Source organism: Clostridiaceae bacterium HFYG-1003, assembly GCA_024579835.1.
Classification (GTDB): domain Bacteria; phylum Bacillota; class Clostridia; order Clostridiales; family Clostridiaceae; genus JG1575.
Genome location: CP102060.1, coordinates 459857 through 484102, shown reverse-complemented (window position 1 = coordinate 484102; position 24246 = coordinate 459857). Strand labels below are relative to the sequence as shown.

The window sequence follows — 24246 nt, the reverse complement described above, 5'->3', positions numbered from 1 at the left end:
AACTCCTTTAACAATATGTTAATGTTTACATTGTACCCGATGTGCAAACGTTCGCACAGTGGACTCCGAATATTTGCCATACTGTTGAAAAAGCATTGGGGATTAAATAAAAATTTATACTTTTTCAATTTTCCGATAATTCAATTGTTAGATTAAGCATAACATTGTAATCATTCTAAATAATGAAGAGATTCGCGGTGTAAAATACTGCCGGTTTTTCAGATTTTCTTCTGGTACCAAAGGAAAAGCTGCATCAGTGATGCAGCTTTTCGAAATGAATTATTCCACACCCTGGATCAGCGCTGCCCCTTCTCATAGGGTTGCCCCAGAGAAGCCGGAGCATGCGACCGTTTGCCAAACAGTGTGATCGCAATCATGGTCAGAAGATACGGCAGGATGTAGTAAGCCTCTGTTGGGATGGGCAGTCCGAAGGCCTGGGACCGAATCTGCAGGGCTTCCGCCGCTCCGAACAGGAGTGAAGCGCCCAAAGCCCCCAAGGGTGTCCAGTTGCCGAAGATCATGGCCGCCATGGCAATGAAGCCGCGGCCGTTGATCATGCCATCCCGGTACACATTGCCCGAGACGATGGACAGAGAGGCTCCGCCGATGGCTGCCAGCACACCCGACAGGAGCACTGCCTGGTAGCGGGTCCGGAAGACGCTGATTCCCAGGGTATCAGCCGCTCTGGGGTATTCACCCACGGCGCGCAGCCGCAGACCCCAGCGGGACTTGTTGATCACCCAGGTCAATACGCCAACCAGAATCAGAGCAACGAAGACCATATAGTTCAGTTCCAGCAGGAAGGGTCCGATCCCGGGAATTCCGCCCAGAAAACTGCGAACCGCCGGAGAATAGCCGATTCGGGCTACCCCTTCCGACTGACTCTGCATTCCAAAGAGGATCCAGAGCAGCAGAGACGGGATGGCCGAGGCCAGCGTGTTGATGGCCGTACCGGAGATAACCTGGTCAGATTTGAGGTTGATGGACAGGAAGGCGTGAATGCCCGACGTGACAATTCCGGCGATAATTCCCGATGCCAGGCCAATGTAGGCATTGCCGGTATACTGGGATCCTACCACGGCGAAGAATGCGCCCATGATCATGATACCTTCCAAACCGATGTTGGTGACGCCTGATTTTTCATTGAGTACGCCGCCCAGGGAAGTCAGGATCAGCGGGGTGGCAATGCGCAGAGTGGCAGCCAAAAACGCTACCAGGAAAGGCAATGAGTTATTTTCCATTTTTCGCTGCCTCCTTTTTCTTTCTCTTATCCAGCAGGATTTTCCAGATGTGGTCTGCCGCTACGAACAGGATGACCAGAGCCTGGACAATATAGCCGATATCCTTGGAGATTCCGTTCAGCTGCATGTAGGGTCCGGCATTGATCAGGGCTCCGAACAGCATGGCTGAAAGCAAAACGCCCAGCGGATGGGACTTGGCCAGCAGCGCTACGGCGATGCCGTTGAGCCCGAATCCGGCGAACATGGACAGCTCCTTGGCTGAATGCTCCGGCCCCATGATCTGGACCGCGCCGGCCAAGCCGGCCAGGGCGCCCGAGAGCACCATTGCCAGGATGATGTTGCGCTTGCGGTTAATGCCGCCGTATTCTGCTGCGTACATATTCAGGCCGGTGGCCCGGAGTTCAAAGCCGTTCTTGGTGTAGCTCATAAAGTACCAGACGCCAAAGGCGCAGGCAATGGCAAGGAACAGGCCCAAATTGACCCGATACCGGTCGCCCAGGAATCGATAGAGGAAAGCGGAGGACTGAATGGTTTCCGTGGCTACGGTGTTGGGAACCTTCAGTGGATTCTTGACGATGTAGTTGTACACATGCATGGCGATGTAGTTCATCATGATGGTGTTGACGACTTCATTGGTCCCGCGGGTCGCCTTGAAGAAGCCGGGAATGAATGCCCAGAGGGCACCGGCCAGAATGGCTCCGGCGATGACCAGCGGGATATGGACGATCATCGGCAGCCCCGGGATGAGCCCCAGAGCGGCTGCGGTGATGGCTGCCACCGTGAACTGACCCTCAACACCGATGTTGAACAGTCCGGAACGGAAGGCCAGCGTATGAGCCAGTCCGGTGAAGATCAGCGGAGTGGTATTGACCAGGAAGTCAGAGACGGCCTTCGTATTCTTAAAGTTCGCTTCCAGCAGCGAAGAGAAGAACAACTTGGCGGAATCGCCCAGTGAAATGTCCGGAATGGTGTAGTACACCACAAACAGGGAGATGACCAGAGCCAGGGCCAGCGAAGCCACCGGAGTAATCAGCGGCAGGAATTGCTCCAGCGAGCGAGCCTTATTTTTCTGTTCCATGGCTGACCTCCTTCGGTTCCGGTTGAATGGCTTGCGCCATGACTTCTGAGACGGATGACTGGGCGGGCCCTGCGGCGGCTGAGGCAGCTTCCAGCGTACCTCCGGCCATCAGGATACCCAGCTTGTTTTCCGTCGCGTCGGCCCGGTCGATGGTGGTGCTGATATGACCGCCATAGATCACACTGATGCGATCGGACAGATCCATGACTTCATCCAGTTCCAGAGAAACCAGGATGACCGCCTTGTCAGCGTCCCGCTCCCGGATCAGGCGCTTATGGATGTACTCAATGGCTCCGACGTCCAACCCCCGGGTGGGCTGGGACGCAATCAGCACCGTCGGATCCTTTGAGATTTCGCGGGCTGCGATGAGCTTTTGCTGATTTCCGCCGGAAAGGCTTCGGGCGGGAACCGATTCATTAGGGGTCCGGATGTCGAAATCCTTGATCAGGCCCCGAGTGTATTCCTTAATGGCTGAATAATCCAGCGAGATGCCCTTGTTGAACTTTTTCTCGCGATGCTGTCCGAGAATGGCATTCTCATACAGTGGAAGCTGCAGCACCAGGCCTCGTTTGTGCCGGTCCTGCGGAATGTTCGACATGCCTGCCCGGATGACCTGGTCCGCGTTGAATCCGAGGATTTCCTGACCGTTCAGCCGAACGCTGCCGGAGTCGGCTTTGATCAGGCCGGTGAGAATCTCCACCAGTTCCTGCTGGCCGTTGCCGTCAACGCCGGCAATGCCGAGAATCTCGCCGCGACGCACGGAGAAGGACAGATCCTTGATCTTAGCCACCCCGCGCTCATCCTTGTAGTTCAGGTTCGATACCACCAGTACCTCGTCCCCGGCTTCATGAGGGTCCTTGTCCACGGACAGCTTGACCTGACGGCCCACCATCAGTTCAGCCAGCTCCGGAATGGTCGTATCTTTCGTGAGTACCTGCCCCACGACCTTGCCCAGCCGGAGAATGGTTACCCGGTCGCTCATCTTCATGATTTCCTTGAGTTTATGGGTAATGAGTATAACCGACTTGCCTTCCCGCGTCAGGTTGCGCAGGATGATCTCCAGTTCGTCGATTTCCTGCGGCGTCAGAACCGCCGTGGGTTCATCCAGAATCAGGATGTCGGTCTTCCGGTAAAGCGCCTTCAGGATCTCAACCTTCTGCTGCTGGCCGACCGTGATGTCCTTGATCAGGGCATCGGGATCCAGATTGAAGCCATACTGGTCTGCCAGCTGCTTCACATCTTCCCGGGCTTTGTCCAGATCAACCTGAAGACCGTTCATCGGTTCATTGCCCAAAATGATGTTCTCAGTCACCGTGAAGATATCGACCAGCATGAAATGCTGATGGATCATGCCGATGCCCAGCTCGATCGCCTTGGACGGATTGGTGATCTTCTGCTCCTTGCCATTGACAAAAATCTTGCCTTCTTCCTGCTGATAGAGTCCGTACAGGACATTCATCAGCGTCGTCTTTCCAGCGCCATTTTCTCCCAGAAGAACATGGATCTCTCCTTTGTTCAAATCAAAATCCACTTTGTCATTGGCTACGACACCCGGAAAAACTTTGGTGATTCCCTTCATTTCAATTACTTTTTCCATTATCGCACCCCTTGGAATATTATTCCGTTTCAATTGGTTCTTAACTTAATTATAACGTAAATGAACGTCGGATGGTTAATCCATCCGACGTTCCATCAAATCTAATTCGATTGGATCAAGTCTTGTTAGGGCTTGAAGGTCTTAAGTTCTTCCAATGTTGCCGGAACCACCAGGGATCCGCCGACGATCTTTTGCTTAAATTCATCAACCTTAGTCAGGACTTCTGGCTTGGCTTTCAGATCGGGATGGATTGTATCAGACAATCCAACTGCGTCTTCCTTGAGTCCCAGGTTTTCCACGCCGTTCTTGAACGTACCGTCAATGTAGGATTTTACTGCGTTGTACACAGCAACGTCTACCCGCTTCATCATGGAAACGAGGATGACATCTGCTTTGTCCGGGAGCAGGAGAGCCTGGTCAGAGTCAACGCCCATGGCGTATTTCTTGACTTCCTGAGCTGCGTCGAACAGTCCGATGCCGACTCCGCCGGCTGCGTGGTATATGACGTCAGCGCCGCGGCCATACATTTCCTTGGCAATTTCTTTGCCCTTGCCTGCATCCGAGAAGTTTCCGGCGTAGCTGACAAATTCACCGTGCTTTGCGTTGCCCTGGGGAACGAGAAGCTTTCCGGCTTCGGGATTCACGCTCATGACACCGGCTGCAAATCCGGACTCAAACCGTCCGATGACTTCGCCTTCCATACCGCCGATAAAGCCAATTTTGTTGGTCTTGGTCATCATTCCGGCGATGACGCCCAGGAGGAAGGAACCTTCATGTTCCTTGAAAAGAACGTTCTTGACGTTGGGCAGATCGACCACTCCATCAACCAGAAGGAATTTCTTTTCCGGATTGGCGGTCGCAACCAGCTTAACGGCATCCATCATTTTGAATCCGACGGTAACGGCCATTTCATCCTTGGATACGATGGTTTCCAGGTTCTGCTGAATCTGGCTCGGATCCTTGGTTTCGATCAGATCATAGTTTAATCCGAATTCACTCTTGATCTTATCCAGACCGGCAATACCGGCGTCATTGAAGGACTTGTCGCCCTTTCCGCCTTCATCCGTAGACATTCCCACTGATTTTCCGGTAACGTCCGGCTTGCTGACCGGTGTTGTTGTCGAAGTCTGTGTTCCTGCCGGAGTAGTGGTTGGTGTGGTCGGTTTGCATCCGGCCACGATGGTGGCCATCATCATCATGGATGCGACGACCGCGGTGATTCTCTTGTTCATTGAATTCTACCCTCCTGTATATAAATAGGTTTAACATTCACCTTGATTATAGCACAGAGCGAAACAAATTAACGTAACAAAACTTAAACTCCCTCTCAAATTATTATGATTCAAATAATAAAAATCTGCTGTTCATTCCCCCTGTTTTCAAAGGGTTTTGCTCTTGTCGAACAGGAAGAATTCCGGCAGCGGATCGCTTCCCAGCAGCGGCAGAGCGTAGTCCACAAACTCCTGTGTCAGGTCCGTACCGTCCGGGGAGATCCACTCCCGGGGAATCGGTTTCTCCCGGTTGGCGATCCTGGCCACATCCATCGGCACATAGTCTACCCGGTAAGGATCGGAACTGACTCGCTGCATCGTCACCATGACACGGTTCATTCCGGCCACGGCACACTCCACGGCCTTCTCGCCGCAGGCATAAGCTTCTTCTACATCCACATCCGAGGACAGGTGGGCGGCCGACCGCTGCAACAGGCTGAATTCAATGGTTCGCGTCTTGAATCCGAACTCCTTGCGGACAATGTCTTCCAGGTAGCGTCCGGAACCGGACAAGGCGGCGTGGCCGAAGGAATCAAATTCCGATTTGGGCTGAACATTGACATATTCACCGGATGCAAACTTAATGCCTTCCGAGACGGCCACGACAATAACCTTCTGCTGCTGCGACAGCTCCTTGATACGTTCTACGAACTGCTCCCGGTCAAAGGGAACTTCCGGCAGATAGACCAGATGCGGCGCATTGAACTTTTCATTCCGGGCCAGTACCGACGCGGCGGTCAGCCAGCCGGCGTTACGGCCCATGATCTCGACGATGGTGACGGAATTCCGGTCATACACCGAGGCGTCACAGAAGATCTCGCGCAGGCTGTGGGCGACGAATCGGGCCGCAGAGCCATATCCCGGTGTGTGATCAGTTTCCACCAGGTCATTGTCTATGGTCTTGGGAATGCCGATGCATTTGATCTCCATCCCCGATTCCTCGAAGTAATTGGAGAGCTTGTTCACCGTATCCATGGAGTCATTGCCGCCAATGTACATGAAATAGCCGATTTCCAGCTCCCGCAGACGGCGGGCAATGGATTCATAGTTATCATCCGGTTCCTTGGCCAGCTTGAAGCGACAGGAGCCCAGCGCCATGGACGGAGTCCGCTTAAGACACTCAAAAGCCTCCTCCTGGGCAAAGGCGCTCTCCACATCAATAATCTGATTCTTCAGCACACCTTCCAGACCGTGCAGCGCGCCAAAAATCTTGCCGATAGCCGGACTGGCCATCGCTGACCGGATGGCTCCGGCCAGGGAAGCGTTGATGACCGAAGTCGGACCTCCGGATTGAGCAATCAATAAATTATTTCCCATTTTTTTCTTCCTTCTCATCTTTTGATATAATTTGTTACTAATATTGCGATGAATCTTGTGTATATACATTAATCATACAATAGCTGAGTAACTCTGTCACGAATTCTTTCAATCGGGAAACCCATACCATCCTGCTCGCGCGCTGTTTCCGAAGAATATCAATTACTTTTCCTCTGACTGAGACAGCAGCCGCAACAGTCTGAATCATCTCAATAATCTCCATGATCTGCCTGATCTGCTTCAGCTGCTTGATCTGCTTGATCTGCTTGATCTGCTTCAGCTGCTTGATCTGCTTCAGCTGCTTCACCTGCTCGACCTTTTTCACCTGCCTGACCTGCTTCACCTGCTCGAGTTCAGTGTATCAGCGGTTCGAGAGGCTTCCACAAGGGACTTCATCGATTCAAGAAAGGATACAGGCTACTTCATCTGAGGAAAGCCCAGCTGCTTCATCGCTTCATAGGCAACAACTGCCACGGTATTAGAGAGATTGAGCGACCGGGTACTGGTCTGGATCATGGGAAGTCGGATCAGACGGTCTGCCAGGCTGTTTCGGATTTCATCCGGCAGTCCGCTGGATTCCCGCCCGAACAGAATGAAATCCCCATCCTGATAGGCAACGTCATGGTAATATTGGCTGCCCTTGGTGCTGATGGCATAGATGACTGCCTCAGGATACCTGGCGCAAAAATCCTGCCAGCTCTCATGGATTTCCAGATCCACATCCTTCCAGTAATCCAGACCGGTCCGCCGGATCTGCTTGTCGGAAATTTCGAATCCCAGGGGCTTGATCAGATGAAGCCGGGATCCGGTCAGGACGCAGGTTCTGCCAATGTTGCCGGTATTCTGCGGAATCTCCGGCTGGTACAATACGATATTTATCATAGTCCTCCTAGAGCGATGTCCCGGATGGCGCGAGCCACCCCGTGCTGAGTATTGTCCAAAGTCACAAATTTGGCCGCAGCCTGGATTGAGGCTGAGGCGTTGCCCATGGCAACCGAATAGCCGGCCGCTTCGAGCATCGTGCGGTCATTCTCCGAGTCCCCGATCACCATGATTTCCTCAGGGCTGATCCCCATGGATTCTCCCAGAAGCCGGATCCCCCGGCCCTTGTCGGCCTCGTGATGCGTTATTTCAAGATTGGTGGGAGCAGAGGATACCACCGCGATGGAGCCGATCTCCTGAAGAGCAGCCCGCAGGGGCTCCGTATCCTCCAATGACGGGAAGAAAATCCCCTTCAGCACCTGATCACCGTAGCGGTCCATCAGATCCTGGTAGGAGAACTCTCCCCCCATTTCCACAATGCGATATCTTGGATCCAGGCTGGCCAGAATGCGGTTGTCGTAATAGCGCTGCAAGCCGCTGCCGGCATACAGATTGAATTCATCATAGAAATTGGGCTGATATCCGGCCGATGTAATCTTCGCGATCACCTCACCCAGCTCCCGCCTGCCCAGGCGGAGTTCATGCAGCTTGGCCTGGGTGAAGGGATGCTTAATGAGGGCTCCGTTCATCGTCACCAGCGGCACATCAAGCTTAAGCTCTCTGGCGTAAATCAGGGCAGAGGCAAACATTCGTCCCGTAGCGAGCGTAACAGCGATGCCATGCTCCTGCGCCAGGCGGATTGCCTCCCGGTTCTCCCTTGATATGTTCAGTTCCGGATCCAGGAGGGTTCCGTCGATGTCCAGGCAGATCAGTTTTACCATAGTTGTTCTTGATTCCTCTCGTGTTTTTAGGTCTTTGTCTCTGCAGGTCTCGATGTGTCCTGCAAATCATTAGGTGTCCTGCAGATCGATATTCGCCCTGCAGATCGTTGTTTGAATGAAGGCATTGCCTTAATCAGCTAGTTCTTTTGTCATCTGCAACGCTGATGTCCTCGAGCCTGTTGTACTGATGCCGGCTGCCCTGGTATTCCTGACCAGTCTGACGGTTCAGGGAGGTTTGAGTTTCCTGCTGATTCAGCTCCCTGGACCCGGAGGACGGCTTCAGTGATATCACAGGATCCAGCGCCGCAGCAGATGGCGCGGTCTGGAACTGGTGATTCGGTGATAGCGCAGGGTCTCCTCCAGAAGCCGGGCCCGAACGGCGGCCGCAACGCTGTGGGGTGTCGACCCGTAGCGTGCCTTATAATGAGCTTCCCCGTACCGGATGAACTGACGCTGCAGTTCATGATCGGGAATGCGCCGGCTGATTTCGGACAGGGTCTGGGATTCGGTGATTTCGAGACCGGATTCCTTCAGCAGCCGGATGATGAAGTCCAGGAAAGCCTGATCCCCGGGATCTTCCAGCAGTCGCTTCACACGCTGTTTTTTCCACAGGATCAGTCCGCCCAGGCTGATCAGTCCGATCCAGGAAACAGACAGCCAGGGAGGCAGGTTCCGTTCACTGGTGGTTTCTCCTGGCGTGGGGGCGGCTCCGTTGCCCGGGGTGGTATCGGGCAGCGTGTCCTCGGCCAGGGTTCGGATCGGAGTCGTTGCAGGCGTCCCGCCGGGTTCCGTCGGAGTTGGATTCGAACCGGTGCCACCGCCGGTCTGCCCGTGTTCCCGGGCAGTCCCCGTGGCATCCCAGATCGTCCAGAGATCGCGTTCCGGATCGGTCAGAACCTCAGCCCAGGCATGCGCATCCGAATTCCGCACCAGGCGATTGCCCTGGGTGTCCACTTCCGACGACACCCGGAATCCCTCGACATAACGGGCCGGAATCCCGGCAATCCGCAGCATTACGGTCAGAGCCGTGGCATAGTAAACACAGTACCCTTCCCGGACCTCAAACAGGAAGTGGTCCACAAAATCCCCCTCCGGGAACGAGCCCGGGGAAAGCGTGTATTCATAATTATCCCTGAGATAGGTGGTCAGCGCCAGCATCTTTTCCGCCGGATCCTCCCGATCCCCCACAATGTCTTCCACCAGGTCAACGGTGCGCTGGGTTATGGTATCCGGCAGCTGCAGGTAATCCCGCCGGTCCTCCGGCACTGCCGGATCGACGGCGGCCATTGCATAGTCCTCCACCGCTTCCTGGTCATAGTAGACCACGGTATAGGGGTCAGCCTGTTCTTCGCTGACCATGAAGGTCTGGTCCTGAATGCTGTAATAGATGCGGTTGTCGCGGCTTCGGTCAGACAGTGTCACCGATCCGGGATAAACCGGAACAAACAGCGAGGAGGTCAGCAGTTCCTCCGGAAGGACAGTCAGTCGTTTCTGCGCCGCGCTGCGGTAGGCCTGGGTCACCAGGCTGGAGGCGGCGTTGTCCGTTCGGTAAAGAAAATCACTCTTTTCCCAGATGCGGCCGGTATAGACCCGCTTGGTATTGCCGCGCAGGTACTCAGGGATGTCCTCGGCCAGGCGCAGGGCAATGGTCTGATCCAGCGTGACATTTCCGCCCAGACGGGTGGAGGAGTCCTGATAACCGGTTCGGCTTAAAGAAAAGGCATCCAGAAAATAATTGCCCGGCAGAAAATCATCCTGCATAAGGTAATCATTGGCTTTCATCCAGATTTTTTCATAATAGGTCCCCTTGCGCTCGGGGACCGCACTCATCGTAATCAGTCCCAGACAGAGCGCGATGGCAATTCCCTGCAGCATCCGCGCCCGCCCGTCAATCCGGTGAACCCGGAACGTCGCGTACTCGGCGTCACGGGCCAGAATTCGTTCATGGACCAGCACAAACGCCCACAGAAAGACAAAGGACGTCAGGACGGCGGCAGGATCGGTCAGGCTGTCCACCGCCCATAAAAAGAACAGGAATGCCAGATCCGTCAGGAGCAGATTCCAGGGATAGGCATAGATCGTGAGGAAGGACAGCGCCAGCACCAGGATCACAATATTTTCCAGGAGATAGGCAAAATCCTGATAAACCAGGGGGCGCGAAGCGCTGAGCTTGTCGTTGATGCCCTGAACCGAGCGGATGATTTCCCCGGTGTCATAATGATAGGTCTGCCATAGGAAGAGTGCCCCGATCAGAAGGAACAATCCATAAACCGGCTTCAGGTCGCGAAGCAGACCGGCCAGGCCGATGCCGATCAGAAGCACAGGGATCGCCACGCCCAGAAGCGGCGGCAGATAGCCAAAGGGATCCGTGCGGCGCACCTCATAGGCATCCAGGAGCAGTTTGGTCAGCATCAGGCTGTGGATCAGAAGGACCAGCACTTTCACCCGGTTTTTCTTAAGCCATTTCATAGCCGGGTCCCTCCAGTTCCTTCAGAATCAGGCGGCTGCCCGACAGCTCCGCCCCGCTTTTTCCAAGCTGAGGTGCAAACACCACCACTTCGTTGCGTTCATGGATCAGCTGTTCACAGGCTTCCAGATCCGATGACAGCGGCCGGGTGAAAAACAGCAGGGTCCCCCGCTCATGGAGAAACTCCTTCTTCTCCGCGATGAACTCCGCCAGCGGTTCCCGGGCATCGGCCTTCTGTGTCAGCAGATCCTCTTCCAGCTGGCTGAACACTTCCATGGTCGAAATATCAAAGAAGGGATGTCTTGAATCTGTGCGGATAAAGCCATGGGGGATCCCTTCTTCCAGCAGCCCTCGCGACAGGCTGAGCGCATCCGTCACCAGGGTGTTTTCATAGATCCCCTCGGGATCCATCTGCAGGATCTTTTCGTTCATATCCAGAATGATCAGGATGTCCTTCTCCTGAGTGGTCTCGCCGCGGCGCACCAGAAGTTCATTGTATCGGGCCGACACCTTCCAGTTGATTTTGCGGAAGGAATCCCCCGGCTGATAGCGGCGCAGTTCCCGGACCACATAGGGATTTTCCCGGGAATACGTCCGGAACAAAGACCCTTCGCCCACGGTATCCAGCGCCAGTTCCCGGGTCCGGTCCGAGCGGACGGCCGGATAGATTCTGACCGGACGGGTTTCGATCCGGCGGCGGCGGGTCAGAATATTCAAGACATCCGAAACGCCGACTTCAACGGTGCCCACATCCAGGATGCCACGCACCTGCGGACGAAAGTCATAGGGCAGACTGGCCCGGTCTCTGGCCGGAATCGAGATCACCCGGTGATCCCCCAGATGCTCCGCGTCGGACCGGATATAGGGTATGTTCATGAACCCGCGATTTTCCAGATTAATGGCCAGGCGGATTTTCTCTCCCGCTTCGAGCCTGCCCTGGGGTTCGACCAGCTCCACCCGGAGCGCTCGGGAGAACAAAAGGATCTGCAGCAGGGAAGCCGCCAGGAGAAGAACGGACAGCATCGCCAGCGTATTGGCGACATAGCCGCCCACACTGAGAGAAAACAGCACTGCCAGACTGGCCGCAAAGACATAACGAAGATCGATTTTCATAGCGATTCCTCTGACCGCGCCGCGCTAGCGGGGAGCCTTGACATAATTGACAATGGCGGCGATGACGTCGATTTCCGTCAGGGTCCGGCCGCGGGCCTGGGAGGAAAGCTTGACCCGGTGAGGGAAGCAGAGCATGACATTGTATTTGACATCCTCCGGGATCACATAGTCCCGCCCCTTAATCAGCGCCTGAGCCTGAGACAGGCGCATCAGGGCAAGCGAAGCTCTGGGACTCACTCCGATGGTCAGGTAATTGGACGTCCGGGTTTCTTCCGCCAGCCGCACAATGTAGTCATTGATGGCGTCAGCCACTTCCACCTGGCGCACCTGATCCATCAGGTGCAGAATATCCTGCCGGGTCACAGCCGGCTCCAGCTCATCCAGCGGATTCCTCACCCGGAAATTCTTCAGGATGTTCATCTCCTGTTCCTTATCGGGATAGCCAATGGACGTCTTCATCATAAACCGGTCCAGCTGGGCTTCCGGCAGATTGAAGGTCCCTTCATACTCAATGGGATTCTGGGTTGCCAGCACCACAAACGGCTTCTCCAGCTGGTAGGACACAGCCCCTTCTGAAACCTGGGTTTCCTCCATGACCTCCAGCAGAGCGGACTGGGTTTTCGGTGAGGTCCGGTTGATCTCATCGGCCAGGACCAGATTGGCAAACACCGGACCGGGTCGAAACTCAAAGTTCATCTCCTTCTGGTTGTAGATGGAGATGCCCGTAATATCCGACGGCAGCAGATCCGGCGTAAACTGAATCCTGGAGAAACTCAGGTCCATGGTACGCGCCAGGGCTTTGACAATGGTCGTCTTGCCCAGGCCCGGGAGATCCTCAATCAGAATATGACCTCCGGAGAGGATTCCTTTGAGGATATCGATGATTTCGTTGTCCTTGCCGACGATGACCTTGCGGACGTTGGCTAAAATTCGCTGTACGATGATATTTTCCAATGCGTTCATCCTCTAATGCACAATTCATGCGGCAGAAGGTATAGTGACGTCAGCTTCCAGGGAGCACTCCCCGGGGAGATCTGGTCACCAGGCAGCAGATCATGATAGACAATAGACGGAACAGAGCGGGAGCATCAAAGAAAATAGGAGTTCGAGCTCCCCTAATCGAACAACAGGACCGCGGGCGGCAGACCGTTCCGAATGGATGGTACGGGATCCGGTCTCCGGGCTCCCTCACTTATGCAGGGTTTTGCCCGGTTCCTTCCAAAGAAGGTTTTCCCCTTCATTATAGCAGTTGCGCTGTTGTCCGCCAAAGAAACCCGGTCTTGAGAAAAGACCTCCGAACCCTGTGAAATGAGGGATCGAAAGTCTTTTGCTCCTGTATTTACAAAAAGTTTGAATCTGGATCCGGTTCGGCCCGGTGATCAACTGCTACCGGCCGACGCGCTTGACTCCGACCAGTTCCCGGTAGCTGACTTTATCCCACAGGATGGTTTTAATCAGCTTGCCGTCCTTGTAGGTCTTGCGCCAGACGGTGACAGACGCTTTGGGATGGGGATAAACCAGAATTTCCTCTTCGCCTTTGTCCAGATCATCCGTGTACTTGATCTTCCAATGCTTCTCCCCTTCCACGATATTGGTCTGGGTGAACTTGTAACTGATGCCGCCCATGGCGTCTTCGTCGCTGATAATACTGAAGGTAACTCGGCCGTCCACCGCGGTTCCCTTGATGGTAATGGGATAATCCAGGGTGTTGCGGAACTTGAAATCAAGCGACGGCGCATAGATTGTGGCGTCCATGCCATAGGGCAGATAGAGTACGGAGAAGGAATGGGTGTGGCGCTCCACCAGCTCAAGACCAGCCCGCACCACCGCATTGTAGAGAGTGGATGAAACCTGGCAGACACCGCCGCCCGAGCCCTCTACGAGACTGTCCCCGGAATAAACCTGAGAGATCCGGTAACCGTTGGCAACGATCGGAGCTTTGATGGTTCGCAGCACAGAAAAGACTTCTCCGGGCTGAACCACAGTGCCGTTGATGCGTTTGGTAGCAAGCCGGACATTATGGGCGCGGGGAATCAGGCTTTCACTGTAGCGGGAGGTACCCTTCGCGATAATCGCCTGGCCCTCCTTGACTCCGGCAACAAGCTTCGGCGTGGTCTTGACCGATGCCTTGAAGCTGGCAGAGGACTTGGTCGTATAACGAATCATGCCGTCCAGCTTGTCAATGAGGGTCTGCTTGAGCAGGCTCAGCCCGGTAACCTGAGTGGTCGCCTTGCGGTAGACCTGATCGGCAACTTTATTGACATAGTTTGAAAGGACGCCGTCATTCATGGTCAATTCAAGTTCAAAGCGAAGCTCCGGAGCCGTCCGGATCATCTGTGCCCGTTCCTCCACGCTCAGATCGCGGTAGGCGGCCTGGGCGGAAGCCAGGGCCGCGGTGAACGAAACACTCAGCCCGAGCTGGCTCTGGGTTGGCGCAAATTTCCTGGTTCCCACCGTAAACGGAATCGTCCGGGCCAGAACCCGGGTGGTGATTTCATCGGCTTTGGCCTCTGCTTCGGCATAGGTCAGCCCGCCCACCTTAATGCCGGAAATAATGATCCCGGGATAGATTTTTTCACCCCATTGCTCCACCAGAAGTTCTGACTCCGACTTGGTAGCGACGGGTGTCGTCGACGGAATGGTTCCGGGAATCGATCCGGGGATGCTGGCAGGGTATGAGGTCTGACCCGGAGTCTGCTGACCCGGAATCGTCCCGGCAGCTGAAGTCTGCCCCGAAGCGGATCCCTGAGTCTGACCGGGCAAAGAGGACCCTTGCGGACCGGTTATGAGGGAACTCATTCCCTGACAGCCGCTCAAAAGAGCGCCGCAAAGAATGGTAAGTGTCAAAATACGAGCAGGTTTCACTGGTGATCTCCTCCAATAACATAGAATAAATGCAAATCACAACCAATGGATCGCTTGGGCAGCCCACTCGAAGTCCATCGAAGAATTATTATATTATCAATATACTCCTGTACGTTCAAGAATTTGTTACTAAAGAACTACAAAGTGACAGTTTATATAATTTATTATACAGATATTTTCCGGTTTTCAAATTACCGTTGGGACAACAGGCAAACCAGCTTCCCGGAAGACACCCTGTGCCCTCCGGGAAGCCGAATACCAGACGGAGTGCCCTCAGGAAATGCCTTTTCACTCATCCGCCGTTTGCTATAATGGACAGAGAAATCAATTTCAAACTCGAGGTGACATATGAACAACCAAATGATTGAACAACTGCGCGAGCTGATTGAAATACCCAGCCCGACCGGTTATGACCGCGAAATACTGCCCTACATCGAAGGAAAAATCAAAGAATCAGGTTTGGAAATCTTGCGGCTCAATAAAGGCGCCATCCTGGCCAAGCTGCCGGGACAGTCTGAAGAAGCCATTCTGTTCTCAGCTCATGTCGATACCCTGGGAGCCATGGTTAAGGAAATCAAGAGCAACGGCCGGCTGAAAGTCTCCATGCTGGGCGGCTGCCCCTGGATCAGTCTGGATGCTGAGAACTGTCTGGTTCGCACCGCCGAGGACCGCCGCATCAGCGGAACCTTCCAGGGAACCAAGCCCTCGGTGCATATTGACGGCGGCGATGTATCCAAAACCGAACGCACCCAGGACACCACGGAACTGATCCTGGACGAGAAGGTAGAAAGCAAGGAAGATGCTGAAAAACTGGGGATTGAGGTGGGTGACTTTGTGTTCGTGGATCCCCGCTTTGCGGCTCTCCCCAATGGTTTTATCAAGACCAGATATCTGGATGACAAAGCTTCCGTGGCCATCCTCCTGGAAGCGATTCAGGCCCTGAAGGCTGAAACCCTCAAAAATACCCTGTATTTCTTCATCTCCACCTACGAAGAAGTCGGTCACGGCGCAGCCGCCGGCGTTCCCTCCCAGGTCCGTGAATTCATCGCGGTTGACATGGGAGCACCCGGCAACGGTCAGAACTCCTCCGAGTTTGCCGTCAATATCTGCGCCAAGGATTCCAGCGGTCCCTACGATCTGGACATCAAGGAACGAATGGTGAAGCTGTGCAAGGATCAAGCCATTCCCTACAAAGTGGACATTTACACTTACTACGGATCCGATGCCTCCGCCTCGCTGAGAGCGGGCCACGATCTCCGCACCGGTCTCATCGGCGCCGGTGTTTTTGCCTCCCATGGCTATGAACGCACTCACATCGATTCCATGCAGGCAACCCTGGATCTCGTTCTGGCTTACGCCCGGGCCGGTCTTGCCCCGGAAAGCCGCTAAAAAAGCGAAGATCTGCAAATTTCGGATACCGTACACCACCAAGAAAATACAGCTCTGCCGCTCAGCGGCAGAGCTGTATTTTCTATGGCTTGTTTAAGAGCGTCGCGTCTTGAGGGCTGCTCTTTCCGGTTTGTACTGATGGAAATCAGAAACCGGGCTTCGGCTTAGATCTCCCGCGTGTCCAGGGAGCGCTCGAAATCACGCCGGGCCAGGGAAACCTGTATGATCTTCTCCACCAGTTCCTGGTAACCCAGTCCGATGCTCTTCGCGCTGCGCGGAATCAGCGATGTGGCCGTCATGCCGGGAAGGGTGTTGATTTCCAGAACATAGGGCGTGCGGTCATGCAGAATGAAATCCACCCGGCCATATACAGAACACTTGAGGGCGTGGTAAGTGGCCAGTGCCATCTGATTCACCTGCTGCTGCAGCTCATCGTCCAGCCGGATGATGACTTCCGTGGCTCCGCCGTGGGCTTCATCCTGATACTTGGCGGTGTAATCGAAAAATCCGGTGGGCGAGCTGATCTGAATGGTTGGCAGTACCTCATCATCGAGGATCGGCACGGTGATCTCCACGCCCGAAATAAATTCTTCCACCATCACTTCGTGATCGATCAGCAGCGCTTTCCTGATGCAGTCCGCCATGACGGATTCCTCGTCGCAGATGAACGTCATGACCGAAGAACCCCCGCTGTTCGGTTTTACGACCACTTTTTTCTTGTGTTTCAGGAAGGGAGCTGCCAGTGCGGCAATCTCCTGCTCATTGTGAATGACAATCCAGTCTGCCGTATTAACGCCGCGGCCGCGCAGGATGACCTTGGACAGATCCTTGTCCATGGCAATGGCTGAGCTTTTGACATCTGATCCGGAATAAGGGAGGCCCATGGCATCGAGAATGCTCTGGATCTGCCCGTCTTCGCCGTACTTGCCGTGCAGGGCCAGCAGGGCAAAATCAATGCCCTGGCATTTTTCCATGACATCGTCCTTGGAATCCAGGATGATGCGGCTCGCCTCATGTCTGGTCCGGTCGATACTGTTGAACATGTTTTCCCCGGTTTTCAGGGACACTTCCCGTTCGGTGGAGATGCCACCCATCAATACCCCGATCTTCATAGTAGCTCCTTTGCTTCTTCCGCCAGATCCTGGGTTGCCTGCGTTTTTTTCAGGCGGCGCGGTTTGCTCTGGCGGGTGATGTCTTTATAATATTTGCAGTAGTCCTGTATGGTGCATTCATGACATTGCGGGTTGCGGGCAAAGCAGGTGCGCCGGCCATGAAAAATCAGCAGGTGGTGGGCCATGATCCAGACGTTTTTATCCAGGGCTTTCATGAGCGCCTGCTCTGTTTTTTCCACATCTTTTTCATCCGTGATGCCAATCCGGTTGGCCAGCCGGAAGACGTGGGTATCCACCGCAATGCCCGGTACGCCATAGGCATTGGACAATACGACGTTGGCGGTTTTACGGCCGACTCCCGGCAGCGTGATCAGCTCCTCCATGGTCCGGGGCACCTGTCCGTCAAACCGGTCAATCAAATCGCGGACCAGCCGGTAGAGGTTTTTGGCTTTGCTCTTATACAGGCCGATGGTGCGAATCCGTTCTTCAATTTCTTCCTGGGACAGGTTCAGCCAGTCCTCCGGCCCCGGCAGCACTTCATACAGCGGCGGCATGACTTTGTTGACCTGAACATCTGTGGTCTGAGCTGACAGTACGGTGGACACCAGCAGCTGAAACGGCGTCTCGTGGATCAGCTCGCAGGCCGCGTCGGGATAGCGTTCCTGCAGCAACCGGATAATTTCCTTCTCCTTCTTGCGCATTACTCGACCTGTGTCGAATCCGCATCGACCACTCCGTCATAAACGCCGCGATACTCCGGTCTCAGGTTGGCGGCGATGTGGTTCATAATATCCCGGAGCGCCCTATCATCGTACTCGTGCTTATCTTCCGCCGGTCTCTTCTTCGTCAGATGGAACGGCTCGCCTACCACGATTTCCACCGTGCCGGGATGAATCCGCTCCTGGTCCATCCGACCGGATGGATGAATCGGTACGACCTGCTCTGTCCCCATCAGGGCGATGGGGACGATGGGTACTTTTGCCATGCGGGCAATCAGGGTAATTCCCTTTTTCGCCTCGATCATTGAACCGGTTCTCGAACGGGTTCCTTCCGGGAAAATCATCACCGATTCGCCGTTCTTCAGCGTGTTGATAATGGTCTTGAGCGATTCCAGATCTGCCGAATTGGGCTTGATGTTGATGGTCTTGATCAGGGACTTGAACAGATTCGTAAACCGGTCATTGGACAGTTTGATGCCTGCCACAAAATGCGGATCAAACTGTTTTTTCAAAAAACGCATGAGGACCATTCCGTCCAGATTGGACAAATGGTTGGCGACAAACAGACAGGGCGATTGCAGGTTATCCAGATGATGTTGCCCGCGCACGGTCAGTTTCACCTTGCGCTTCAGTTCGCGATCGATATAGGCATTGGCAATTTTCAGCTGCAGTCCCTGCGGCAGCAGGGCTAATAGATCCAGTAATTTCATTGGTTTACCTCTTTGTCAGCCCGAACGACGGGCGTTAAATCTCTTTTAGTTTATCATAAACTGCCCGGACCAGCGGGGAAGCCGGGTCAAGTTCCTGCGGCAGTCGTCCCAGGCGATGGAGCGCGGCCAGGGCGTTTTTTTCCAGTACTGCCTTTCCTCTCCAGCCCGCGCTGGTGGGAGCATACAGGCTGCGAAACTCCGCTTTGGACAGATGAACCAGCTGTTCCAGATCGGGCCGGACCATATGGTCATATGGTTTGAACGGAGCAAGACCCAGTCCGGCTTTCTCCTGATTCCAGGGACAGACTCGCTGACAGGTATCGCAGCCGAACAGCCGTCCGTCCAGGAGGAGCAGTTCCTCCGGGGAATGAGTCTTCTGCTGGGTTACAGAAGACAGGCAGCGCCTGGTTTCCACGTAGCGGGGACCCAGAATGCCGACCGGACAGGCCTTCAGACAGCGGGTGCAGTCACCGCAGGCGCTGTAGTCCCCCGGCGCGACGAACGTCTGGCTGGGCGGCAGCGACAGATTCGTACGGATTTCTCCCAGAAACACATAGGTGCCGTAGCGGCGCGTGATCAAAAGGCCGCTGCGGCCCAGCCAGCCCAGTCCTGCCAGGGCGGCAATGAGGCGCTCGGGCAGTTCATTGGAATCCACATAGGCTTGCGCCGAATATCCCCGTTCCCGGAGAAATGAGCAGATGGATTCCAGATACCCGGCCGCGACCTGATGATAATCCCTGCCCCTCACATAGACGGAAAAATGGGCATCCCGGGGCCAGGTCAGCTCATGGGCATAGGGAAATGCGACCGACAGAAACGATCCGCTGAGCTGGCAGCGGCTCTCCTGGTCTCCGCTTTCAAATGGCGAGACGGTCTCGCGGGGCCGCTCGTCATAGTACGGCTGAAAGTGCCGGATCCGCTCCCCGCTGGCAAAGCCGTACAGATCCAGGCCCAGGCTTTCGATATGCGCCTTCAAGTCCCGGACCGTATCAGAATCGCCGGCATATTGATCATTCATCAGTTTTTCCGCTTCCACAGCGGTGCCAGGAACTCATCAATGACATCGTGGATATTGATGACCCCCACCAGCTTGTTGTCATCGTCCACCACCGGGATCTGAAGCAGTTCGTACTTGATCGCCAGATCCACCGCGGTTTCCGCATGATCCCTGGCGTTGACATCCTCCACCCGGGTGTTCATGATATCCCGCAGCAGCGCGTCGTCCGCATTCTGAATCAGGTCGCTCATGGAGATGAAGCCCATGAGTTCGCCCATCTGGTCGGTGACAAATATGTAGTACATTTCGTCTGAATCGTATTCGTCGGACAGCACGCGGATAATCTCCCGAGCCTCCCGAACGGTCAGCGAATCAAGAAATGACAGGAATTCCTTGGCCATAATGGAGCCGGCTTCCTCATCGGAATAAGATAAAATTTCCTGAACTTCCGTGGCATCGTCATAGACCAGGTTGGACAGGATCTTTGCCTTGGCCTCGTCGTCCATTTCCTCAAGAATTTCGGCGATTTCATCATTGGGAATCATTTCGAGTATTTCCTGCGCTTTGGTTTCCGACATGGCTGACAGGATCTCGGCCTGAACACCGGGGGCTTCGATTTCTTCCAGGGTATCGGCCGCCAGTTCCTCATCCAGCGTCTCAAACACCAGATTGCGGTAATGGGATTCGACCTCTTCCAGAACATCGGCCAGATCCGCCGGATGCAGCGTGGACAGCTCCTGGTAAGGTACGCTGAGTTTCAGCGTATCCTTCAGGTTCTTCGATTCCTTCAGGCTTTCCACGTCATCCCACAGAATCAGGGATTCACTGGTCGACTGGCCCGACACCTTGTTCCAGCCCTTCATCAGGGTCGAGAGGCCGTTGCGCCGGGCCCACCCGTTTCTGGACTTGTCGATGGCCAAAAGCCGCAGTCCGTCGTCCAGCTGGACCATGCGGACATCATGCACCTTGAAACTGCGCTTGCCGTTGACGTCAACCACTTCCTTGTCCAGGATGTCTTTTGAAATCAGAAACGAGAAGCTCTGCGGGATGATGTCCCGGGCTCCCCGGACCTCGATGGACACCCGACCATGGGAATCCTCGTAAAATTCGATGTCCTTGAACTCGTAATTGTAGATATCCCCGGACTTGTCGACTTTGTAGCCGATGGCCTTGGGATAGCCCTGTCCGCGGTTGATGTAGATGTCTTTCAGGATGCCCACCGTATCATCCGTTTCATCCTTGATGGGACGATTCAGGATGGATGAGAAGTAGATCAGGTTCAGTCGTTCCATAACATTCCTCCTTCGATACTATTAACCGGGAGGATTGCTGTGCGAGCCTCCCGTGCTGATTATGTTCCGTTGATTACTGCCAGGCCCACTATCCACGAGCTCCCACTTCCTTTCATCTGATCTGATCGTTATTTTGTACTGCTTGTTGGCTCTTTCCAGGGGACCTGCCGTCCGCCGGTTCAGGCATTCCTATGATTTTGGTACGCATATTCTCTGCTTGTTCGGACCAACAGGTCCTGCCCTTGCCATGAAAGCAAGTCACCGGACTGTTCGGTCCAGCCACCGGCTTCATAATGCCTGCAGAACCATTCGAATTAATTATAGATGATATCGCCGCAAGAAAAAACCAGTTGTCCGAAAGGACAACGGTTTCTAGCGGAAATCTTTTTGTTTTTCTTCTCCCACCGGACCAAACGATGCAGGCACCCTCCCCAGTCCGATTCCGCGGATCATCGCCGCAGCGCCGGCGACCGTCAGGCCCAGACCTGCCAGAAGCAGGGCTGGGACGCCTGCCTGATCCAACAGAAAGCCTCCGGCGGGATTGCCAATCACGCCGCCCAGGGTATTGGCGGTTGTCATCATAGCCTGACCTTTGACCTGATCCCTGCGATGCATCCGTTCCCGGCTGTAATAGACGATGGCCGGCATGAAGGGCGCGAAGGACAGTCCGTGCAGCACCTGAACGCCGTAAATCTGTCCGATGCTGCCTGCCAGCACATAGGCCAAAGCCTTCATGATCCAGAAAAGCGCGGCCAGCTTCATCACGCCCTCGGAAGAAACCTTGCTGGCAAAGCGGGTAAAGAAAATCATGGCGGGCAGCTCCAGGACGGCCGCCAGCCCCAGGGTCAGTCCCAGATTCTGTTCATTGCCGCCGACGTGGCGGATCATCTGAATCAGATAGGTGCTGGTGATGTTATGGAAACTGAAAATCAGGACCACGCCGGCCAGAACCAGGAAAAAACCGGGGTAGCGCTGAAAGAAACCGCTGTCGATGTCTGCCGCCGAATCCGGTGTGTCCTCTGCACTCAGTTCCAGGTGAGGGGTTTTAACCAGGGCCGTCACCAGAATCAGAACAGCTGTGAGGAATGAAGTGATCAATGGCAGTCGGGCCGCGCCCCAGGCCTGCAGAAACCAGCCGATGAAAGCGGAGGTTCCGGCAAATCCCAGAGATCCCATAGCCCGGGCAACGCCGTAATTGCAGGTCGAGCCGCCTTCATTGAAATACATGCCGACGCCGTTGACGAGGGGCATCAGGAGCGTAGTCAGCGCAATCAGCAGGACATAAAGAAAAGAAGTTCCCCGGGTATTGGGAACTCCGATCCAAAAGCTGATTGCCATCATCAGGAAACCCAGTCCACCGATGAGCTGGCTCAGCGTGAGGCGTTCCGTGCGGTCGGCAAAGTCCGCTGTCAGGGGCTGCAGCAGCGCCCCGAGAATATTGCCCAGGGCCAGTAACAGGCCAATGACGGTGGCCGAGAATCCGCGTTCCAGAAGAAATACGGAAGCATAGCCGATCACCAGACAGAAGATCATCCAGTACAGTGCCTGGATCAGGGAGTAAATTCCCGTACGATCCACCTTGCCCATCATAAGTGAGCACTCACGCCCAGCACGGTCAGACGATTGCTGGCGCATTCAATGCGAACCGGCAGTTCCGGGCCTTTCTCGCCATCTACATCCGTCGGAATCGGCTCCAATGATTCAATGGTTACATCCTTGGTCTGGAAGAACAGGACGCCGGGATCCGCCAGCGCGCTTTCATCCCCCCGCAGAATTTTGATCAAGGTCGGGCCCAGTTCCGTAATCTGAGTGGTCTTGAGCACGATAACATCCAGCAGTCCATCGTTGCCGCGGGACTCCATGGCCAGTTTCATCCGGCCGACACTGATGCCGTTAAACACGGTGCAGAACAGCATATCTCCCTCATACTGCGCCTCTTTGGCCGTGATCCGGACCTTGACGGTCCGAAGCTCCCGCATCACTTCAAAGGATTTCAGGACATAGGCCAGATATCCGATGCTGGTCTTCAGATCATTGTCCGTCCGCTGCACAAAATCGGTAAAATAACCACCGGCAAAGACGTTCAGGAAATATCGGTCATTGACTTTGCCCAGATCCATCTGCTGCGGCGGCAAGGTCAGAATCTGACGCAGGGATTCCTCGACATTCTGAGTCATTCCGATGTAGGTTGCGTAATCATTGGATGTGCCCATGGGCAGAAATGCCACCGGCGTCTCAATGCCTCGAGCCAGCATTTCATTGACAATAATATCGCAGGTTCCATCGCCGCCGGCGATGAGAATATGATCATACGTATCGGCCGGTTCAGGAAACAGATCCATCTCCTGCGAATTTTCATCCAGCCGCAAGACATCGACCTGATAGCCGTACTTCTGATACATCCAGAAGACAACATCCAGCTGCTTGCGCATCTTGCCGTCTCCGGACTGTGGGTTATATAAAAACTTAACGCGTTTCATCACAATCACCTCATGCAAAATCTGTGCCTGACAAGGCCATTGCTTTATTCTAACTTCATTTTACACGCAAATGCCGGAAGGGTCGAATTGTTTGATAAAAATTCAATCTTTTACCACAAATCCCCTCGCCCAGCTCTTCCGAGCATTCCTGGTCGTGGAGTCAGCGCATTGTCCCAGCGGTCTCTCACTTCCATTGATTCGTTCCTAAAATCTGGAAGGGAGCCCTCAATCTAAACGAATCAGTTTGAAGCAATCGATTGATTGCATCAGGTTATTTTTTTCACGGGAATATGCTAGAATAGGAATTCGGAGGATGCAACTATGAATTTCAAAGAACGTTTTTTTTGCAAGTCCCATGTCCCAAACTGCCTGACGTTTCTCAACCTGGCTTTTGGTGTGGCTGCCCTGATGGAAATCCTGCCCGGGCGCTACGGAAATGCCGGCCTGTTCATTCTGGCAGCTGGCATTGTGGATCGCTATGACGGCCGGATTGCCCGACTGATTGATGCCGAGTCCCTGATCGGACGGGAACTGGATTCCCTGGCGGACAATGTCTCTTTCGGAGTGGCACCTGCGATTCTTCTCTATCAGCAGTTTCAGCTAAGCCAGATTCCGGTGCTCGGAACTCTGATCCCCATCCTGTACTGCATCAGTTCAACCTTTCGCCTGGCCCGTTACAACTCCAGCGAATTTGACGGATATTTCACCGGCATTCCGGTAACGGTGGCCGGACCAGCCCTGGTTGTGGTTGCCCTGTTTATGAAGAACCAGGGAATCGATCCGGCTCCGCCCATGCTGCTGCTGATGCTGCTCTTTGCCTGGCTCATGTCCAGTCAGCTGCGCTTTCGCAAGCAGTAACCGAACTTCGCCGGATCCCGGGACGCAGCACCGGATG

General features: G+C 54.5%; 21 protein-coding genes. 2 read left to right on the top strand and 19 right to left on the bottom strand.

Annotation, left to right across the window (positions count from 1 at the left end; all coding sequences use genetic code 11):
* Positions 1–296 precede the first annotated feature (296 nt).
* From NQU17_02200 to NQU17_02145, 12 genes are all read right to left on the bottom strand, one after another.
* Positions 297–1241, bottom strand: a complete 945-nt coding sequence (locus tag NQU17_02200) for an ABC transporter permease (protein ID UUM12393.1) — start codon at positions 1239–1241, stop codon at positions 297–299.
* A complete protein-coding gene (locus NQU17_02195; GenBank protein ID UUM12392.1) occupies positions 1231–2319 on the bottom strand; it encodes an ABC transporter permease in 1089 nt (362 codons plus the stop codon). Before NQU17_02195 ends, NQU17_02200 begins: the two co-directional genes overlap by 11 nt.
* Entirely contained in the window at positions 2303–3916 is a 1614-nt protein-coding gene (locus NQU17_02190; protein UUM12391.1) for an ABC transporter ATP-binding protein, read from the bottom strand. Before NQU17_02190 ends, NQU17_02195 begins: the two co-directional genes overlap by 17 nt.
* A 125-nt stretch (positions 3917–4041) precedes the next feature.
* Positions 4042–5148, bottom strand: coding sequence for a BMP family ABC transporter substrate-binding protein (locus NQU17_02185; GenBank protein ID UUM12390.1), 1107 nt, complete (start codon positions 5146–5148; stop codon positions 4042–4044).
* Between the two features lie 147 nt (positions 5149–5295).
* A complete protein-coding gene (locus tag NQU17_02180; GenBank protein ID UUM12389.1) occupies positions 5296–6504 on the bottom strand; it encodes a 6-phosphofructokinase in 1209 nt (402 codons plus the stop codon).
* Positions 6505–6541: 37 nt separating this feature from the next.
* On the bottom strand, positions 6542–6829 hold the full coding sequence (locus NQU17_02175; GenBank protein ID UUM12388.1) for a hypothetical protein: 288 nt from the start codon (positions 6827–6829) through the stop codon (positions 6542–6544).
* 92 nt (positions 6830–6921) lie between these two features.
* A complete protein-coding gene (gene trmL, locus NQU17_02170; GenBank protein ID UUM12387.1) occupies positions 6922–7386 on the bottom strand; it encodes a tRNA (uridine(34)/cytosine(34)/5-carboxymethylaminomethyluridine(34)-2'-O)-methyltransferase TrmL in 465 nt (154 codons plus the stop codon).
* The gene (locus NQU17_02165) at positions 7383–8207 is read right to left on the bottom strand and encodes a Cof-type HAD-IIB family hydrolase (GenBank protein ID UUM12386.1); all 825 of its coding nucleotides are present in this window, start codon (positions 8205–8207) and stop codon (positions 7383–7385) included. Before NQU17_02165 ends, trmL begins: the two co-directional genes overlap by 4 nt.
* A 288-nt stretch (positions 8208–8495) precedes the next feature.
* Positions 8496–10676 (bottom strand): DUF3488 and transglutaminase-like domain-containing protein, encoded by a 2181-nt coding sequence (locus tag NQU17_02160; protein UUM12385.1) that lies wholly within the window; start codon positions 10674–10676, stop codon positions 8496–8498.
* Positions 10663–11787 (bottom strand): DUF58 domain-containing protein, encoded by a 1125-nt coding sequence (locus NQU17_02155; protein ID UUM12384.1) that lies wholly within the window; start codon positions 11785–11787, stop codon positions 10663–10665. Before NQU17_02155 ends, NQU17_02160 begins: the two co-directional genes overlap by 14 nt.
* Positions 11788–11811: 24 nt before the next feature.
* Positions 11812–12750 carry a MoxR family ATPase gene (locus NQU17_02150; protein ID UUM12383.1) on the bottom strand — a complete coding sequence of 313 codons (939 nt, stop codon included), beginning with the start codon at positions 12748–12750 and terminating at the stop codon, positions 11812–11814.
* A 423-nt stretch (positions 12751–13173) separates the two neighbouring features.
* A complete protein-coding gene (locus tag NQU17_02145) occupies positions 13174–14652 on the bottom strand; it encodes a VanW family protein (protein UUM12382.1) in 1479 nt (492 codons plus the stop codon).
* A 348-nt stretch (positions 14653–15000) separates the two neighbouring features.
* Between NQU17_02145 and NQU17_02140 the strand changes: the two genes are divergently transcribed.
* Positions 15001–16041 carry a M42 family metallopeptidase gene (locus NQU17_02140; protein UUM12381.1) on the top strand — a complete coding sequence of 347 codons (1041 nt, stop codon included), beginning with the start codon at positions 15001–15003 and terminating at the stop codon, positions 16039–16041.
* 164 nt (positions 16042–16205) lie between these two features.
* On the opposite strand, the gene NQU17_02135 is transcribed toward NQU17_02140, so the two are convergent.
* From NQU17_02135 to NQU17_02105, 7 genes are all read right to left on the bottom strand, one after another.
* A complete protein-coding gene (locus tag NQU17_02135; protein UUM12380.1) occupies positions 16206–17153 on the bottom strand; it encodes a D-alanine--D-alanine ligase in 948 nt (315 codons plus the stop codon).
* Positions 17150–17854, bottom strand: coding sequence for an endonuclease III (gene nth / locus NQU17_02130; GenBank protein UUM12379.1), 705 nt, complete (start codon positions 17852–17854; stop codon positions 17150–17152). Before nth ends, NQU17_02135 begins: the two co-directional genes overlap by 4 nt.
* Positions 17854–18582: a 1-acyl-sn-glycerol-3-phosphate acyltransferase gene (locus tag NQU17_02125; GenBank protein UUM12378.1), complete on the bottom strand. Its 729-nt coding sequence runs from the start codon at positions 18580–18582 to the stop codon at positions 17854–17856. The genes nth and NQU17_02125 overlap by 1 nt, the downstream gene beginning before the upstream one ends.
* A 34-nt stretch (positions 18583–18616) precedes the next feature.
* Positions 18617–19600 (bottom strand): DUF1730 domain-containing protein, encoded by a 984-nt coding sequence (locus NQU17_02120; GenBank protein ID UUM12377.1) that lies wholly within the window; start codon positions 19598–19600, stop codon positions 18617–18619.
* Positions 19600–20871, bottom strand: a complete 1272-nt coding sequence (locus NQU17_02115) for a CBS domain-containing protein (protein UUM12376.1) — start codon at positions 20869–20871, stop codon at positions 19600–19602. The genes NQU17_02120 and NQU17_02115 overlap by 1 nt, the downstream gene beginning before the upstream one ends.
* Before the next feature lie 372 nt (positions 20872–21243).
* The gene (locus NQU17_02110) at positions 21244–22461 is read right to left on the bottom strand and encodes an MFS transporter (GenBank protein ID UUM12375.1); all 1218 of its coding nucleotides are present in this window, start codon (positions 22459–22461) and stop codon (positions 21244–21246) included.
* Positions 22458–23351, bottom strand: coding sequence for a YegS/Rv2252/BmrU family lipid kinase (locus tag NQU17_02105; protein UUM12374.1), 894 nt, complete (start codon positions 23349–23351; stop codon positions 22458–22460). Before NQU17_02105 ends, NQU17_02110 begins: the two co-directional genes overlap by 4 nt.
* Before the next feature lie 321 nt (positions 23352–23672).
* Between NQU17_02105 and NQU17_02100 the strand changes: the two genes are divergently transcribed.
* Positions 23673–24209 carry a CDP-alcohol phosphatidyltransferase family protein gene (locus tag NQU17_02100; protein ID UUM12373.1) on the top strand — a complete coding sequence of 179 codons (537 nt, stop codon included), beginning with the start codon at positions 23673–23675 and terminating at the stop codon, positions 24207–24209.
* Positions 24210–24246 lie beyond the last annotated feature (37 nt).

Excerpts from the sequence above, each read along its gene's own strand:
- NQU17_02125 (UUM12378.1), bottom strand. The coding sequence starts at position 18,582 with ATGAAATTACTGGATCTATTAGCCCTGCTGCCGCAGGGACTGCAGCTG.
- NQU17_02115 (UUM12376.1), bottom strand. The coding sequence starts at position 20,871 with ATGGAACGACTGAACCTGATCTACTTCTCATCCATCCTGAATCGTCCC.
- NQU17_02120 (UUM12377.1), bottom strand. The coding sequence starts at position 19,600 with ATGAATGATCAATATGCCGGCGATTCTGATACGGTCCGGGACTTGAAG.
- NQU17_02150 (UUM12383.1), bottom strand. The coding sequence starts at position 12,750 with ATGAACGCATTGGAAAATATCATCGTACAGCGAATTTTAGCCAACGTC.
- NQU17_02155 (UUM12384.1), bottom strand. The coding sequence starts at position 11,787 with ATGAAAATCGATCTTCGTTATGTCTTTGCGGCCAGTCTGGCAGTGCTG.
- NQU17_02160 (UUM12385.1), bottom strand. The coding sequence starts at position 10,676 with ATGAAATGGCTTAAGAAAAACCGGGTGAAAGTGCTGGTCCTTCTGATC.
- NQU17_02200 (UUM12393.1), bottom strand. The coding sequence starts at position 1,241 with ATGGAAAATAACTCATTGCCTTTCCTGGTAGCGTTTTTGGCTGCCACT.
- NQU17_02195 (UUM12392.1), bottom strand. The coding sequence starts at position 2,319 with ATGGAACAGAAAAATAAGGCTCGCTCGCTGGAGCAATTCCTGCCGCTG.
- NQU17_02190 (UUM12391.1), bottom strand. The coding sequence starts at position 3,916 with ATGGAAAAAGTAATTGAAATGAAGGGAATCACCAAAGTTTTTCCGGGT.
- NQU17_02180 (UUM12389.1), bottom strand. The coding sequence starts at position 6,504 with ATGGGAAATAATTTATTGATTGCTCAATCCGGAGGTCCGACTTCGGTC.
- NQU17_02100 (UUM12373.1), top strand. The coding sequence starts at position 23,673 with ATGAATTTCAAAGAACGTTTTTTTTGCAAGTCCCATGTCCCAAACTGC.
- NQU17_02185 (UUM12390.1), bottom strand. The coding sequence starts at position 5,148 with ATGAACAAGAGAATCACCGCGGTCGTCGCATCCATGATGATGATGGCC.
- nth (UUM12379.1), bottom strand. The coding sequence starts at position 17,854 with ATGCGCAAGAAGGAGAAGGAAATTATCCGGTTGCTGCAGGAACGCTAT.
- NQU17_02105 (UUM12374.1), bottom strand. The coding sequence starts at position 23,351 with ATGAAACGCGTTAAGTTTTTATATAACCCACAGTCCGGAGACGGCAAG.
- NQU17_02165 (UUM12386.1), bottom strand. The coding sequence starts at position 8,207 with ATGGTAAAACTGATCTGCCTGGACATCGACGGAACCCTCCTGGATCCG.
- NQU17_02110 (UUM12375.1), bottom strand. The coding sequence starts at position 22,461 with ATGATGGGCAAGGTGGATCGTACGGGAATTTACTCCCTGATCCAGGCA.
- NQU17_02135 (UUM12380.1), bottom strand. The coding sequence starts at position 17,153 with ATGAAGATCGGGGTATTGATGGGTGGCATCTCCACCGAACGGGAAGTG.
- NQU17_02140 (UUM12381.1), top strand. The coding sequence starts at position 15,001 with ATGAACAACCAAATGATTGAACAACTGCGCGAGCTGATTGAAATACCC.
- trmL (UUM12387.1), bottom strand. The coding sequence starts at position 7,386 with ATGATAAATATCGTATTGTACCAGCCGGAGATTCCGCAGAATACCGGC.